General features: G+C 59.8%; 13 protein-coding genes. 4 read left to right on the forward strand and 9 right to left on the reverse strand.

Features of this window, described 5'->3' with window-relative positions:
* Nucleotides 1-16: 16 nt before the first annotated feature.
* Complete coding sequence (locus IYV58_RS07510; protein WP_087828678.1) at nucleotides 17-1,504, forward strand: FGGY-family carbohydrate kinase; 1,488 nt, start codon at nucleotides 17-19, stop codon at nucleotides 1,502-1,504.
* A gap of 5 nt (nucleotides 1,505-1,509) precedes the next feature.
* Nucleotides 1,510-2,538 carry a 2-hydroxyacid dehydrogenase gene (locus IYV58_RS07515; RefSeq protein WP_004130378.1) on the forward strand — a complete coding sequence of 343 codons (1,029 nt, stop codon included), beginning with the start codon at nucleotides 1,510-1,512 and terminating at the stop codon, nucleotides 2,536-2,538.
* Nucleotides 2,539-2,576: 38 nt separating this feature from the next.
* Here IYV58_RS07515 and IYV58_RS07520 read toward each other — a convergent pair whose 3' ends face one another.
* From IYV58_RS07520 to IYV58_RS07540, 5 genes are read right to left on the reverse strand one after another with little or no spacing between them, the layout of a single operon-like run.
* Nucleotides 2,577-3,521 (reverse strand): carbohydrate kinase family protein, encoded by a 945-nt coding sequence (locus IYV58_RS07520; protein WP_087828677.1) that lies wholly within the window; start codon nucleotides 3,519-3,521, stop codon nucleotides 2,577-2,579.
* An 11-nt stretch (nucleotides 3,522-3,532) separates the two neighbouring features.
* Entirely contained in the window at nucleotides 3,533-4,534 is a 1,002-nt protein-coding gene (locus tag IYV58_RS07525; protein WP_004130382.1) for an ABC transporter permease, read from the reverse strand.
* Nucleotides 4,534-5,520, reverse strand: coding sequence for an ABC transporter permease (locus IYV58_RS07530; protein ID WP_004130384.1), 987 nt, complete (start codon nucleotides 5,518-5,520; stop codon nucleotides 4,534-4,536). Before IYV58_RS07530 ends, IYV58_RS07525 begins: the two co-directional genes overlap by 1 nt.
* Nucleotides 5,517-7,022 (reverse strand): sugar ABC transporter ATP-binding protein, encoded by a 1,506-nt coding sequence (locus IYV58_RS07535; RefSeq protein ID WP_170100751.1) that lies wholly within the window; start codon nucleotides 7,020-7,022, stop codon nucleotides 5,517-5,519. The genes IYV58_RS07530 and IYV58_RS07535 overlap by 4 nt, the downstream gene beginning before the upstream one ends.
* 44 nt (nucleotides 7,023-7,066) lie before the next feature.
* Nucleotides 7,067-8,047, reverse strand: a complete 981-nt coding sequence (locus IYV58_RS07540; RefSeq protein WP_004130388.1) for a sugar ABC transporter substrate-binding protein — start codon at nucleotides 8,045-8,047, stop codon at nucleotides 7,067-7,069.
* A 408-nt stretch (nucleotides 8,048-8,455) separates the two neighbouring features.
* Between IYV58_RS07540 and IYV58_RS07545 the strand changes: the two genes are divergently transcribed.
* Nucleotides 8,456-10,765 carry a molybdopterin-dependent oxidoreductase gene (locus IYV58_RS07545; protein WP_195729515.1) on the forward strand — a complete coding sequence of 770 codons (2,310 nt, stop codon included), beginning with the start codon at nucleotides 8,456-8,458 and terminating at the stop codon, nucleotides 10,763-10,765.
* A gap of 156 nt (nucleotides 10,766-10,921) precedes the next feature.
* Here the strand turns inward: IYV58_RS07545 and IYV58_RS07550 are convergent, their stop codons facing one another.
* Together IYV58_RS07550 and mtnC are read right to left on the reverse strand one after the other, a co-directional pair.
* Nucleotides 10,922-11,464, reverse strand: a complete 543-nt coding sequence (locus IYV58_RS07550) for a 1,2-dihydroxy-3-keto-5-methylthiopentene dioxygenase (protein WP_004130392.1) — start codon at nucleotides 11,462-11,464, stop codon at nucleotides 10,922-10,924.
* Nucleotides 11,461-12,150, reverse strand: a complete 690-nt coding sequence (gene mtnC / locus IYV58_RS07555) for an acireductone synthase (RefSeq protein ID WP_004130394.1) — start codon at nucleotides 12,148-12,150, stop codon at nucleotides 11,461-11,463. The genes IYV58_RS07550 and mtnC overlap by 4 nt, the downstream gene beginning before the upstream one ends.
* A gap of 188 nt (nucleotides 12,151-12,338) precedes the next feature.
* Here mtnC and IYV58_RS07560 point away from each other — a divergent pair, with 188 nt between their 5' ends.
* A complete protein-coding gene (locus IYV58_RS07560) occupies nucleotides 12,339-13,484 on the forward strand; it encodes a pyridoxal phosphate-dependent aminotransferase (protein WP_176690163.1) in 1,146 nt (381 codons plus the stop codon).
* On the opposite strand, the gene IYV58_RS07565 is transcribed toward IYV58_RS07560, so the two are convergent.
* Nucleotides 13,485-14,114 (reverse strand): IbrB-like domain-containing protein, encoded by a 630-nt coding sequence (locus IYV58_RS07565; protein ID WP_004130398.1) that lies wholly within the window; start codon nucleotides 14,112-14,114, stop codon nucleotides 13,485-13,487.
* On the reverse strand, nucleotides 14,099-15,322 hold the full coding sequence (locus IYV58_RS07570; protein WP_004130400.1) for a phosphoadenosine phosphosulfate reductase: 1,224 nt from the start codon (nucleotides 15,320-15,322) through the stop codon (nucleotides 14,099-14,101). The genes IYV58_RS07565 and IYV58_RS07570 overlap by 16 nt, the downstream gene beginning before the upstream one ends.
* Between the last annotated feature and the right edge of the window lie 45 nt (nucleotides 15,323-15,367).

A 15,367-nucleotide genomic window follows, 5' to 3' on the forward strand; every position in this document is an offset into this window, starting at 1 on the left:
CACTAACGGGTCAGGCATGGATTTTTATCTCGGAATCGATATCGGCACCTCGCGTGTGAAAGCGGTGCTGTTTGATGAACGCTTTCAGGCGTGCGCCAGCGCGGCGCAGAACACCGGTCCTCTGCTGTCGGCCAACGGTGACGCCGAGCAGGATATGGCCCAGCTGTGGCAGTCGGTGGTAGCGATTTTACGCGATATCGCCCGGCATCCGGCGCTGCAAAACGGGCGTTTACGCGCCATCGGCCTCGCCGGGCAAGGCGAAGGGGTGTGGCTCAGCGACGCCGAAGGCGAACCGGTCGGGCCGGGCATTCTGTGGAGCGACACCCGCAGCCGCGATCTGATGAGCGAACTGCTCAGCCGCCCCGGCTTTGACCGCCGTTTCTTTGACGATACCGGCACCCACCTGCAGCCTTGTAACACCAGCATGCAGCTATGCTGGCTCAAACATCACCAGCCAGAGCGGCTGGCGGCGGCCCGCTATCTGTTTTTCGCCAAGGACTGGATCCGCTTTCGCCTCACCGGCGTCGCGGCGCTGGATCTCACCGATGCCAGCACCTCTTTGCTGAATCAGCAGAGCGGGAAGCTATCCACGGTGGTGCTCAATGAGATGGGTCTGGCAGATTTACAACATCTGTTCCCGCCGCTACTGGCGCCGGACGCACAGGCGGGCGCGCTGCGTGAAGAGGTCGCGGCGCTCACCGGGCTGCCTGCGGACACGCCGGTGGCAGCTGGTGCGCTGGATGTTTGCAGCGCGGCGCTGGGCTGCGGCGCGGTCAACGACGGCGATATCTATACCATTCTCGGCACCACCTGCTGCACCGGCATCGTCTGCCACGGTCGCCAGACGGTCAACGAGGGGACGCGCTACGTCACCCATACCGAAGCCGGCAGCTTTATTAACCTTTTTCCGATGCAGGCCGGGACGCCGAACATCGACTGGCTCCAGCAGCAAATCTCGCTTGAGCCGGATTTACGGCAGCTGGAACAGAACATCGCCAGCGTTGAACCGGGCAGCGGCGGCGTCTTCTGGCAGCCCTACCTCAACGGCGAACGCGCGCCGTTCTTTAGCCCTGAGGCGCGGGCCGGTTATTTCGGCATTAGCCAGCACACCACCCGCGCGGAGCTGCAGCGGGCGGTGTTCGAAGGGCTGGCCTTCGCCATCGTCGACTCGCTTCAGGGCTACCCGCAGGGCGGCGAACTGTACCTGACCGGCGGCGGCGCGGCTTCGGCGACCTGGCTGCAAATTATTGCCGACTGTACCGGCAGAACGGTGGTTTCCAGTCCTTTCAACGAACTTAGCGCGCGCGGCGCGGCGATTCTGGCGGCGCGCAGCGTCGATGCGCTGACCCGTCATCCGGCGCTGGAACAGACTCGCTATCGGCCCAATCCGCAGGCGCACAGCCGCTATGTCGCGCTCTATCCGGTTTACCGCCTGCTGCGCGAGCAGATGCTCCCGGTGTGGCAGGCCCGCCGCGAGGCGCTTCAACATATTTCTCAGGAATAACGCATATGAAAATTGTTTTTACTGCCGAGCACGCCGGCGACCTCAGCGCTTTTCAGCAACTGGGCGAACTGCGGGTGGAAGGCTGGGCGCTGGGCAAGCCGAAGCTGAGCGCAGGCCAACTGATCGAACTGGCCCACGACGCCGAGGTGCTGGTGACCAGCTACGATGAGGTGACGGAAGCGGTGATCGCCGCCTGCCCGCGTTTACAGGTGATCGCCTGCACGCGCGCCAATCCGGTGAACATCGATACCAAAGCCGCCCAGGCGCGCGGTATCCGCGTGCTCTATACGCCGGGGCGCAACGCCGACGCTGCCGCCGAGCTGACGCTGGGGCTGATGCTGAGCCTGGCGCGGCATATTCCGCAATCCCACGCGGCACTGAAGCGCGGTGAATTCACTCACGCCGAGAACGCGGCCCAGGCTACCCAGAGCGGGCTGCGCCGCGATGTGGTGTGGGACGTCAGTCCGCAAAGCCCGTATGAGGTGTTTAAAGGCAGCGAGCTGCGCAACAAAACCCTGGGGCTGATCGGTTACGGTAATATTGGCCGCCGGGTGGCGCGTATCGCCCGCGCCTTTGGCATGGCGGTACTGGTGGTGGACCCGTTTGTCGCCGCTGAGGATATCAACGAACCGGGGTTGCAGAAGACGACGCTTGAAGGGCTGTTCCGCGAGGCGGATATCGTGAGCCTGCATCTGAGCAGCGGCCCGCACAGCGATGGGCTGGTGAACGCGCAGTTGTTGAATAGCATGAAGCCGGGCGCGCTGTTGATTAATACCTCGCGCGCGGCGGTGGTGGATGAGGAGGCGCTGATTCACGCGCTGCGCCACGGCCCGCTGGGCGGTGCGGCGCTGGATGTCTACCATCGCGAGCCGCTGTGGCGCGATCATCCTTTCGTTACCGAGTTTGATAACGTGATTATTACTCCGCATATCGCCGGGGCGACGCGGGAGAGCATTGCTAAGCATACGGCGATGATTGCCGCCGATCTCCAGCGCTACGTCGCCGGAGAGCCGCTGCTCTATCAGTGGCGTTAAGCCGCGCTTGCCGCCGCGCAATGCGGCGGCGAAGCTTGTTATCTACGACGGTGGGTCGCCATAAACTCCTGCGTATGCTGCCAGTCAACCACGCCGGCATCCGATCCCATGCCGGTCGCCACCAGGGCGGCGACGGCGGAAGCCACCTCGCATGCCTCTTTGACGCTTAGCCCACGGGCCAGCGCGGCGATAAAGCCGCCGCAGTAGCTGTCGCCGCAGCCGGTAGTATCTACGGCATCGACCCGGTACGGCGCGATATGCTCGACGGCGCCGTCGCGGGTCAGCAGCCAGGAGCCGTTCTCGCCGTCCTTCAGAATGCAGGTTCCGACGCCAAGCGCAAAGAAGAAGCGGGCGATCGCTTCCGGCTGGGTCTCCCCGGAGAGATACGCCGCTTCTTCAAGGGAAGGCATAAAGTAGTCCACCGACGGCAGCAGCGGGCGCAGCAGATCCAGGGTGCGCGCGTCGGGGGCGATTAAATCAAAGCTGGTGGTGACGCCGCGGGCTTTCGCCGCCTGTAACAGCAGCGCGCTTTGCCCACTGTCCATCGCCGCCAGCAGGCCGCTGCCGCCGTGGTGCAGAAAGCGGCAATCAAGGATCGCGTCAAACTCCTCTTCGCCGACGAAAAGGGCATCGGAGGCCCCCCGACAGTGCAGCGCCGGGCGCTCGCCGTTGGGGCGGATGGGCAGGATCGTCGCCGATGTTTCCTGCTGCGCGGTGCGCTGGATCAGCGAGCAGTCGATCCCCAGACGCGCGTAGCTGGCGAGGATAAAATCGGCTTTTTCATCTTCGCCGAGGCAGGCCACCGCGGCGGTGCGAATGCCCAGTTTCGCGGCGTTAATATTGGCCCCGGCGGCGGTTCCGGCGGGGTTAAGTCGGATCTGTTCGATAAAGGCTACCCCGCCGCGCGGCGGGATGTCGATGACCGGGCGACCGGCGATATCAAGAATAGTCAGGCCGACAAAGACGGCGTCAAAGGTTGCCATGAGAGCTCCGCTTAACGATGGGTCTGGCGCAGACGCGCCTGCCAGAAGGAGAGGGCCAGCGCGACCACCAGAATCACGCCAACCAGCGCGTCTTTCACCAGGTAGTTCAGCCCCATCAGGTTCAGGCCGTTATCTATAATCGCGAGGAACAGCACGCCGCCGAGGGTGCCGGCGATGCTGACCCGACCCAGCCGGTTGAAGGCGGTGCCGATAAAGACCGCGGCGATGGCGTCCATCAGGTAGGCCTGACCGGCCAGCGGCGTAAACTGACGCAGGTTGGCGGAGAGAATGACGCCGCCGACGGCGCACAGCGCGGAGGCCGACACCAGCACCCACAGCATGGTCCGGCGGTCGCGGATCCCGGCGATCCGCGCCGCTTCGCTGTTCTGACCAATAGCGCGCACGTATTTGCCGAACAGCGTACGTTCGGTAATCAGCCAGGCCGCCAGCCACAGCGCCAGCACGATCACCACCGGCGTTGGAATACCGGCGATATTGCCGACCGCCAGATCGTGATACTCCGGCGCCATCCGGCGGTAGGAGATAGAGCCGCCGCCGTCGGTATAGATGCGTTCGGCGCTGCTGGCGATAAACCAGGTGCCGAGGGTGGCGAGGAACGGACGAATCTGGCAGACAAGGATCAGGAAGGCGTTCAGCAGGCCGATAATCACCCCGCCGAGCAGCGCGCAGCCCACCGCTGCCTGCCACGGCAGGTGCCAGGTTTTGAGCGCCACCAGCGCAAAGGCAGCGCCGAAATCAAGCGCGACGCCGACGGAGAGGTCAATCGCCCCGGCGCTAACGATAAGGGTCATCGCCATCGCCACGATCAGCAAAATCGCGCTGCCCTGCAGCAGATTGGCCCAGTTATCGAAGGTCAGAAATACCGGGTTCGCCCAGCCGAACAGGGCAATCGCCAGCAGGGTAATGCCGCCGAATCCCGCCCGAGAAAGCCACGCCAGCGGGGTGCTGCCGGTTTGACTCGTTGATGGGGTCTTGAGCGTCATCTGGCTCATCAGTTGCCTCCTTTATGTCTGACCGCCGACGCCGCCAGCACCACGAGGATCAGGCCGCCTTTGATCGCGCCCATCCAGAAAATATTCACCCCCAGCAGGCCGAGCCCGTTTGAGAGCGCGTTGACCAGTACCGCGCCGAGCAGCGCCCCCCAGATGGTGACCACCCGACGCCGCGAAAACGCCGCGCCGATAAAAGTAGCGAGGACGGTTTCCAGCAGCAGCGGCGTCGCCGTGCCGCTGGAGCTGCCGGAGCCCTGGCTGAGCAGCGGTAAAATCGCCAGGCCGGCGGCAATGCCTGCCAGCAGCCAGACGATAATGGTCAAACGGCGAACGTTGAGCCCGCTCATCTGCGCCATATCGCGGTTACCGCCCACCGCCTGTAAATGCTGGCCGAAGCGGGAGTGGTGGAGCAAAAACTGAAACAGCGCGAAGACCGCCAGCAGATAGATAAGCGGCAAGGGAATGCCGAACAGATCGTTATCGCGAAAAGCCACCATCAGCGGGTCGTTTACCGCGATGCGCCGCTGGCCGGTCAGCAGGTCGGTCAGTCCGGTGAAGGCCACCGAGGTTGACAGGGTCGCCAGCAGCGGCGGCAGACCCGCCGCCAGCACCAGCGTAGCGTTGACCGCGCCGCAGGCCAGGCTCACGGCAATCAGCAGTATAAACAGCGCCAGGTACGGGGTGTTCCACTCGGCCATGCCGAGGCTGAGCAGCGCGACGCCGAGCACCGCGATGGCGGGCAGCGACAGGTCGATGCCGCCGGAGACCACATCATCGCCGCCGACGGCAATCACGCAGACCAGGCCGAAGCAGAGGATCGCCAGAGGCACGCTCTGCACCAGCATCATGCTGATATTTTGCCAGCTTAAAAAGAAAGGCGACTGCAGGCTGAGCCAGACCAGCAGCGCAAAAAAGAGAATCAGGGGAAATTTTTCGATAAGCGTCGTGATGCCCGGAAGGGGGCGGCGCTGGATACCTGCACTCATACCTGTTGTTCCTGTCCACCGTTAATCGTCACCAGCAGCGCGTCCAGCGTCAGCCCGCGGGTCGGGAGATTAGCCACTAGCTCGCCGCGCCACATCACCAGGATGCGGTCGCAAAGGCCCAGCAGCTCCGGCGCGTCGCTGGATGAGACCAGTACGCCGCGACCGCGATCCGCCAGCTCGCGGGTACGCTGATAGATATCGCTGCGCGCGCCGATATCCACCCCGAGGGTGGGTTCATCGAGGATGAAAAGCCGCGCATCGGTGCCCAGCCAGCGGGCGAGAATCGCCTTTTGCTGGTTGCCGCCGCTCATAAAACGCACCGGCAGTTCCGGACGGCCGGGGCGGATGGCGAGCTGTTCGATCCAGCCGCGCGCTTTATCCAGCGCTTTGCCGCGATGTTCCCAGCCGAAAGTGGCGGTCTCCGGTAGCGAGGCCAGATTGATATTGTCGGCGGTGGAGAAGGGGAGAATCAGCCCCTGATGGCGACGGTCGCGCGGCACAAGGGCTAGCCCGGCGCGGGTAGCCTGATACGGCGTCCGCAGCCGCTTCGCCTGGCCGTCGATGCTAATCGTGCCGCTGCGGGGGCGGCGCAGCCCGTAAAGCAGATCGACCAGCACGTCGCGCCCGGCGCCCAGCAGCCCGGCGATGCCGACGATCTCTCCCGGCTGAATATCAAAGCTAATATCGTGCAGCTGCTGACCGTCGCTGAGATGGCGAACCGACAGCACCGGCGCGGCGGCATCGACCTGATGAGCGCTGCTCTGGCGAGGGGTATAGAGCTGTTCAATGTCGCGACCGACCATCATTTTAATCAGCGCGTCGGTATTCTGCAGGAGCTCCCGGTCGGGATAGCCGACGACCTCGCCGTTACGCAGCACCGTACCGCGATCGCAAAGGGCGGCGATTTCGTTGAGATAGTGGGAAATATAGAGGATCGCGATCCCCTGCTCGCGAAGGCGCAGAATCGCTGAGGAGACCAGGCTGGCCTCTTGCGCCTCCAGCGGCGCGGTGGGCTCATCGAAGACCACCAGCTTTGCCGCGCCGTCGATCAGCGCCCTGGCGATTTGCACCAGTTTGCGCTCGGCGAGGCTGAGGTCGCGGATCAGGCGGCGGGGATTGATGTCCAGCTGCCAGCTGTCGCGGAAAAACGCCTCGGTCGCGGCGTTCATCCGCCGCCGGTCCAGCGCCCCCCAGCGGGTGCGATACTCCTGGCCGAGGAATACCGATTCCGCCACGGTAAAGTGCGGGATCAGGTTGAGCTCCTGGTGAATAACGCGGATGCCCAGCGCTTCAATCGCCGCGGGATTGCCGAGCGGCAGCGGCTCGCCGTCGAGCGTGGCGTTGCCGCTATCGGCCCGATAGACGCCAGCGAGGATTTTTATCAGCGTCGATTTTCCTGCGCCGTTCTCGCCGATCAGGCCGTGAATTTCACCGGGGTTCAGAAGCAGCGTGACCGCATTTAATGCAGTCACGTTGGCAAAGCTTTTGCTGATCTGGTTCATCGCCAGGCCAGCGGCGGGGGTCGCCCCGCCGGAGGATTGAGTGATCACTGCAGTTCGCCATATCCTAGCTGTTTGTAGACCGCTTTCGCCTCTTGCGGACCTTTCACCGGGACCACCGGAATAAAGGTTTGCAGGGGCAGCTTCTGTTTGTCGAAGTAGCGCGCGACGTTATCGGCAGAGGTCTGGCCAATCAGGTGCGGCTGCTGGGCGACGTTGGCGACGAACGGGCTGCCCGGTTCGGCCATGATCTCCAGCGTTTCCGGGCCGGCGTCGATGGCGGTGACTTTCACGTCTTTATCGCGTCCGGTCTCTTCCAGCGCCTGGACAATACCGATTGCCGGCTGATCCCAGCAGGCCACGTGAATTGCGTCGAGCTTACCTTTCGGGTACTGGCTCAGCAGTTCGAGGGTTTTCTTCCGCGCGTCTTCCGGGGAGTTGGCAAACTGTTCGGCCAGCTCCGGCTGAATAATATGAATATCCGGGTAATCTTTAAGGACATATTTCCACTGGTCGTAACGAATGCCGCAAATACGCAGGGAGCTGGAGAACGCGTTAAATACCGCGACGTTGCCTTTGCCACCCAGCTCATCGGCCATATAACGACCAATGGTCGATCCCAGCGTGTAGTTATCGGAGGTGGTGTTATTGACCGAATATTTCGAAACGTGGTCTACGGTAAATACCGGAATGCCGGCATCGCGCAGCGCTTTGAATTTAGGCTCAACGGCGCTGTCGCCCAGAATGCTAATTACCGCATCAACCTTACGCGACAGTAAAATATCGTGGTTATTCGCATGAACCTGATTATCGCGGCCGCCGTCGACGCCGATCACCTTACCACCCAGTTTCTCTACCTCTTCGGTCGCACCCTTATAGGCTTCACGATCCCAGAAGTGCTGTGTGCCGACCACGGCGACGCCGATGGTTTTTCCCTGAAGCGATAGCGTCTCCGCCGCCAGAGCGTTAACGGAGGCAAGCGAGAGCATGCCCAGCGCGAGGGGCAATAATTTATTTTTCTGCGACATTCTTATTATGGTCCTGTAATGGAGGTGGCTGCGGAGCCGTAGCATGACAATAACAACTACACAACCTCAAATACAAAATATGTCTAAGTTATATCAACAATGTTATATCGCAGATTTGCCTGAGGAAAACGTAAATTTGTCATCTGCAACCTGAAAATATTTCATGATGCAGTTTAATCCCTTTTTATTTTGTGGGCTTAATTTGCTTGCAACTCTTATTTAATCAAAACAATATTGCTGCTTAATTAGTATTAATGCATATCTTAAATATATCGTATTACGCAATAATCTTAAGCCATTTTAATTGGTAAACGCTTTTAAGGCAGTAGATTGTATGGCGACAGGGCTTTTAAATTTATTATTCCTGCGATTTATTATAGCGGCCGTTAGCAGGTGAGAAAAAACCACATGAGAAAACAACATAATCTGACCGTAATGCATTGGGGAACCTGGCAGGTACAGGCACGTGACGGCAACATTGAGGCGGTGACGCCGGTGCCGTGGGATAAAAATCCCTCACCTATCGGACAGTCGCTCCCGGATGCGGTCACCAGCAAGACGCGCATTCGCCGTCCGGCGGTGCGCGCCGGCTATCTGCAAAATGGTCCGGCTTCCCGCGAGGGGCGAGGTAAAGAGCCGTTCGTGGAGGTGAGCTGGGAGGTGGCGCTCGATCTGCTGGCGCGCGAACTGAATTCGGTCAAAGCGCGTTGCGGCAATGAAGCGATTTTCGGCGGTTCCTACGGCTGGGCCAGCGCCGGGCGTTTCCATCACGCGCAAAGCCAGCTGCATCGCTTCCTTAAGTGCTTCGGCGGCTATACCGCCAGCACCAATACCTACAGCAGCGCGGCGGGTGAGCGCATCCTGCCGCATATTCTCGGTCCGCTGAGCCCGCTGCACCGCCAGCATACCCACTTTTCCGAGCTGGCGCGCGAGTGTCAGCTGTTCGTCGCCTTCGGCGGCCTGCCGCTGCGTAATGCGCAGGTCAACGGCGGCGGCGCCAACGACCATATGCTGAAATACTGGCTGGAAAAGATGCAGGCGCAGGGGACGCGCTTTATCAATATCAGCCCGGTACGCAACGATCTGAGCGCCGTGGAGAGCGCAGAGTGGTTTGCGGTTCGTCCGGGGACCGACACCGCGCTGCTGCTGGCGCTGTGCTACGTGCTGATTAATGAATCCCTTTACGACAGCGCTTTTGTCGCCAGCCATACCGTGGGCTTTGCGCCTTATCGCGCCTACCTGATGGGGGAGCGCGATGGCATCGCGAAAACGCCGGAGTGGGCGGCGGCGATAATCGGTATTGAGGCGCAGCGGATTGTCGCGCTGGCGCGCGAGATGGCGAGCCTGCGCACGATGGTCAATATCTCGTGGTCGATTCAGCGGGCGCGCCAGGGCGAACAGGCCTACTGGGCGACGGTGGCGCTTACCGCGCTGCTGGGGCAAATCGGTACGCCGGGCGGCGGGTTAGGATTTGGCTACGCCTGTACCAATCTGGCAGGAGCGGCGCGGAAAGCCTTTTCCGGACCGCGTCTTCCTGCCGGGGATAACGCCGTGAACAGCGTGATTCCAGTGGCGCGTCTCTCCGATATGCTGCTGCATCCGGGTGAAGCGTACGAGTTTGACGGCCAGCATCTGCGCTATCCCGATATTCGCCTCGTCTACTGGGCGGGCGGCAACGCGTTTCATCATCATCAGGATCTTAACCGCCTGTGCGAAGCCTGGCGGAGGCCGGAAACGGTAGTCGTACACGAGCAGTTCTGGACCGCGCAGGCCAAATTTTCCGATATCGTTTTGCCGGCCACCACTTCGCTGGAGCGGGAAGATATCGGCAGCGGAGGCCACGACGGCTTTATGATCGCCATGAGCGCGCAGATCCCGCCGGTGGGCGAAGCGCGCGATGATTACGCCATCTTCTGCGATCTCGCCGAACGGCTGGGGTTCGCTGAGCGTTTTAGCGAGGGGCGCGATGCCGGGCAGTGGCTGCGGCAAATCTACGAAGCGTCGCGGCCGCGCGCGCAGGAAGAAGGGATCGCGTTGCCGTCGTTTGACGCGTTCTGGCAGCAGGGAGTGCTGGAGTATAGCGCGCCGGAAAAACCGCAGGTCTTTTTGGCGGATTTTCGCGCCGACCCGCAGCGCTATCCTCTCGCCACGCCGTCCGGCAAGATTGAGCTTTTTTCAGAAACCATCGCCGGTTTTGGTTATCGCGAGTGCCCAGGCCACCCGTGGTGGGATGAGCAGGAGGCGGAGCGGCAGCGGCAGGAGGCGGCGCGCTGGCCGCTGCACCTGCTCTCCAGCCAGCCGCGCACCCGTCTGCATAGCCAGTACGATCACGGCAGCGTGAGCCGGGCGACGAAAATTGAGGGGCGAGAGCCGCTGTGGATGCACCCTCAGGATGCGCAGGCGCGGGATATTCGCGAAGGCAGCGTGGTCAAGGTTTATAACGCCCGTGGCGCGATTCTCGCCGGCGTGCACCTGAGTGAGCAGATTTTGCCGGGGGTGGTGCAGATGTCGACCGGCGCCTGGTACGATCCGTTGGATCCGAATGAAAAGGGGTCGCTGGATAAGCACGGTAATCCCAACGTGCTCACCGAGGATCGCGGCAGTTCGCGACTGGGGCAGGGCTGTAGCGCTCAGAGCTGCTGGGTGGAAATTGAGCCATGGCGCGAGGCGCTGCCGCCGGTGACCGCTTTCGATCCGCCGAGGTTTATTAGCGCTTAGGCGCAGGGAATCGCCGGGCGGCGGCAGGCGCCTTGCCCGGCCTACAGGATCATCGCCGTCTGCGGGTCGAGTAGCCTGGACAAGCGCGTTACGCGCCGCCTCCGGGAAAGCGCCTTGAGAGCGATGATAAGCCTGCTCACCCCTTGAATCGCGGCATTACGCCAGCCGTGGGTAGGCGCTGGCGATATCGTCGCCGGTAAACTGGGCTATCCAGCCTTCCGGGTTGTCGAAGATGCGGATGGCGGTGAAGTTGGGCTCAGAGCCCATATCAAACCAGTGCGGCGTGTGAGCGGGAACCGAAATCAGGTCGTTCTTCTCACACAGGACCTGGAACACCTCATCGCCAATATGCAGGCAAAACAGCCCGGCGCCCTCGACGAAGAAGCGCACTTCGTCTTCCCCGTGGGTATGCTCGTTGAGAAACTTTTCCCGCAGCGCCTCTTTTTGCGGATTATCCGCGCGCAGGCTGATCACGTCCCAGCTCTGATAGCCTTTCTCTGCCACTAGCTTATCAATCGCATGCTGATAGGCGGCAATGACCGTTTCTGCGGTTGGCGCCGCGCCTAAATCACGGTCGGCCTGCCAGCGCTCGAAACGGACGCCTTTGGCATTGAGCTGCTGCTGGATCTCTTCGGCGTCAGTGCTGTGCCAGAGCGAGTTTTGCGGGTCTTTCACGGAAAAAATGGTTAATGCGCTCATGCTGGGATCTGCTCCGGATGAATATCGTCAAAACGCTGAACCTGCGGATGGTGGCTGGCCGGGTCGCGGTCGCCGCGCACCAGCTGTAGGGTGCGGAAACCGGCCTCTTCCGCGGCATCCAGCTCCTGATGAATATCGGAAAGGAACAGGATGGCGGCAGGAGGCTGTCCCAGCTGCTCAGCAATGTTGCGGTAGGACTGCGCTTCACGCTTGGCGCCTACCAGGGTATCGAAATAGCCGTTGAACAGATGAGTAATATCACCTTCATCGCTGTAGCCAAATAACAATTTCTGCGCTGCAACGGAGCCTGAGGAATATACATATAAATCAATACCCTGTGACCTCCATTTTTCCAACGCCGGCAGAACATCCGGATACAGGTGGCCGGTAAAGTCGCCATGAACGTAGCCATCGCGCCAGATAATGCCCTGCAGCGCCTTGAGGGCAGTCGATTTGCGGTCTTCATCCATAAAGGCGAAGAGGGTCGCAATCAGTTCTTCGGCGCCAGCCGCCGGCTGGGCGATCTCTTCGCGCAGGTTATCGAGAATGGTCTTCACCGGCTCGACAAACTGCTGAGCGGTCACGAAACCGGCCAGGCGTTCGCGGGCGTACGGGAACAGAACGTTGTGGACGAAGCGAATGTCGCTGGTGGTGCCTTCAATATCGGTCACGATAGCGCGGATCATGAGTTCTCCAGAGTGAGCGGTAGGTCGTGCTGACGGTGGCGTTGTGCTGATAGCTGTTTTTCAATCATAAGCGAAATAACGTTATCATTTAGACGTCTAAGCGTCTTGATTGCCAAATATTAACATCGTGTTATAGTGGCTTCAACAACAGCATCACAAACGGTACAAAAAGAATGAGCAATAAGCCACTGATTCCTGAGAGTAAACTCCCCTCACTGGGCACGACCATTTTTAGCCAAATGAGCGCCCTGGCCCAGCAGCATCAGGCAATAAACCTGTCGCAGGGGTTTCCGGATTTCGACGGCCCACGCTATTTGCAGGAGCGACTGGCGTATCATGTTGCGCAGGGAGCCAATCAGTATGCGCCGATGACCGGCGTAGCCGCGCTGCGCGAAGCCATCGTCGATAAAACCGAAGAGCTGTACGGCTACCGTCCCGATGCCAACAGCGACGTGACCGTGACCGCCGGAGCGACGGAAGCGCTGTATGCGGCGATTACCGCCCTGGTGCGCGCCGGCGACGAGGTTATCTGCTTTGACCCAAGCTACGATAGCTATGCCCCGGCGATTGAGCTGTCGGGCGGCGTGCTGAAGCGAATTGCCCTCCAGCCGCCGCATTTTCGCGTTGACTGGCGGCAGTTCGCCGCGAGCCTCAGCGACAAAACTCGACTGGTTATACTCAATACGCCGCACAACCCGTCAGCAACGGTGTGGCTGCGGGAAGATTTTGCCGCGCTATGGCAGGCGATCGCCGATCGTGAAATCTACGTGCTTAGCGATGAAGTTTATGAACATATCTGCTTTGCTGCTGAAGGGCATGCCAGCGTGCTGGCGCATCCGCAGCTGCGCGAACGGGCGGTAGCGGTTTCTTCATTTGGCAAAACCTTTCATATGACCGGCTGGAAGGTCGGCTACTGTGTAGCGCCTGCCGCCATTAGCGCGGAGCTGCGTAAAGTGCATCAGTATCTGACTTTTGCCGTCAATACGCCCGCCCAGCTGGCGATTGCCGATATGCTGCGTCGCGAACCGGAGCATTACCGGCAGCTTCCGGCGTTTTACCGCGAGCGGCGGGATCTGTTTATTGATGCGTTGCGTTCCAGTCGCCTGGAAATTTTGCCCTGCGAAGGGACTTATTTCCTGCTGGCGGACTATAGCGCCGTCTCGGATCTGGATGATGTCAGCTTCTGCCGCTGGTTAACCACCGAAATCGGCGTCGCGGCGATCCCTCTGTCGGTGTTCTGCGCCGATCCGTTCCCGCATAAGCTGATACGCTTGTGCTTCGCCAAACAGCCAGCAACGCTGCTGGCTGCGGCGGAACGACTGTGTCGTCTGTAATTATTTAACGGTCCACGCCTGAGAAAATTGACGATCGCCGAACATCTCTACCAGACCGTTGATTTGCTTCAGGCGCAATACTTCGTCTGAATCCATACCTAACTCTTTGCCGATTTTAGTATCGGACCAGCCGAGATGCGCCAATTCCTGGACAATTTCCGACATCGCATGAATCTGATGCCGCCCGCGCGCCCGGTTGTGGCGAATGGTCGCGGCCATTAGAGAATCACGCTTAGCGCCGTTGCTTTCCAGGCAGGCGATGGGCAGGTAGCCTTTCAGCCGTTTTTTCAATGTCGCTTTGCCGCTGGCCAGTTCATGACGATGAAAACCATCGATAATGGCGTAGCGCTCCTGCTCCTGTTTCAACACCACAACGGGTTGCGTGAAGCCGTCCGTTTCCAGCGAGGTGAATAACAGGCGCTTTTCAGGCGGCGCAAGGTTATTTGGGTTGTAATCATTAGGCAAAACGTTTTCCTGTTTGACCCACAGCACGCAATCAACCGGTTGTGATTTGAAAGGACTATATTCATGCAGAGTCTGGCGAAAGGCGTTAAGCGCAGTAATCTTTTCCTCTTCATCTTCCAGCGATTGCAGATAGCGTTCAATAGCCTGGATTAATTGTCGTTGCATAGTATTCCCCATTGCTGGCGCTTTTTATTCATACGCTCGCGATAGCGTTTATATTGATGAGATTTGGTCGGACTAAAAGAAAGCTGGCGGCACCAGTAATCATTATTCAGGAGAACTTTGCAGATGCGCCGCCATGAGGGGATATCTTTGGAACCAATGTCCGCCGGTTGTGTATCCGGTATATCCGCCATTCCCTGCTTCTGATACCAGTGCAGATAAACGGCGATTTTATTGCGATAGTGTTCCGCCGTTTTCTCCGGCATGCTATCGAGCAAGAACAGGGCATAGCTTTTCCACGTGTGCTGTTCCGGCTTATCCAGCTTTCGATGACCGTAGAACTGATTATCGTGACCGGCGTAGACCCCGCCGCAGTGGACGCCGCTGACGCGCTGGCACATGGCGGCCCAGCGTTCAGGTTCCAGCACATGGTAGAGCCACAGTCCCTGGCGCTGTTCCGGGCCAAAGGGTTCGCAAATGCGCATATAACGCAGCGGAACGCCCGCCTGATACATCAGGTTATAGAGTGGGTTATAGGACAGGCCGCTTTTACCAAACCAGGTCCAGATATCGGCGGTTTTCCAGTCGTAGATAGGATAGATGTACCATGCGTGACCGCCCGGCGCTGAGGTGGTCCAGGGCTTATCGTCGGCAAAGCGAAGCTTACGCTGCGAGGAGATGGCGATAAACCGATTAAGCGATTCATCGGCACGGATGCCGACCATAACTGCCGCAGGACGGTTTTGCGAAAACCAATCGGCAAATTCGCGGACGAACGTTTCAAAGCTCATACCCGATTGATAAAATGGGAAATAGCCCGGATCGGTAATCGCGTCCTTCGGTGGTTGACGCACCCAGCGCGCGCCGGGTTCCCAGCACTGCCATTCGGGGTTGTATTGGGTCAGCGAGTTTTGCGTGGTGAGGGGCAGCGCCACCCAGAAAAATTGCTCAATAACGTCACGATACTCTTCGCGCATCCTTTCGCAATGCGCAATGGTGCAGGAAAACTGCGCTTCCCAATCAACAAACAGGACGCAAATCTTTTTGCCTGTATGGCGGGCATGCTGCGCAGTGAGGTGCAGCATGGTCGTTGAATCTTTACCGCCAGAAAAAGAGACGCAAATGCGAGAGAAGTTATCCATTACCCATTCTATTCTCTGCTGACTGGCCTGCAGAACGGACTCTGGTAATGGAAGTTTTATAAAAGACACAGCCATTATTCCTTTAATGCGAAAGATACTGTGTACTTATATCAT

It is taken from the genome of Klebsiella sp. BDA134-6 (assembly GCF_015601345.1).
Lineage (GTDB): Bacteria > Pseudomonadota > Gammaproteobacteria > Enterobacterales > Enterobacteriaceae > Klebsiella > Klebsiella grimontii.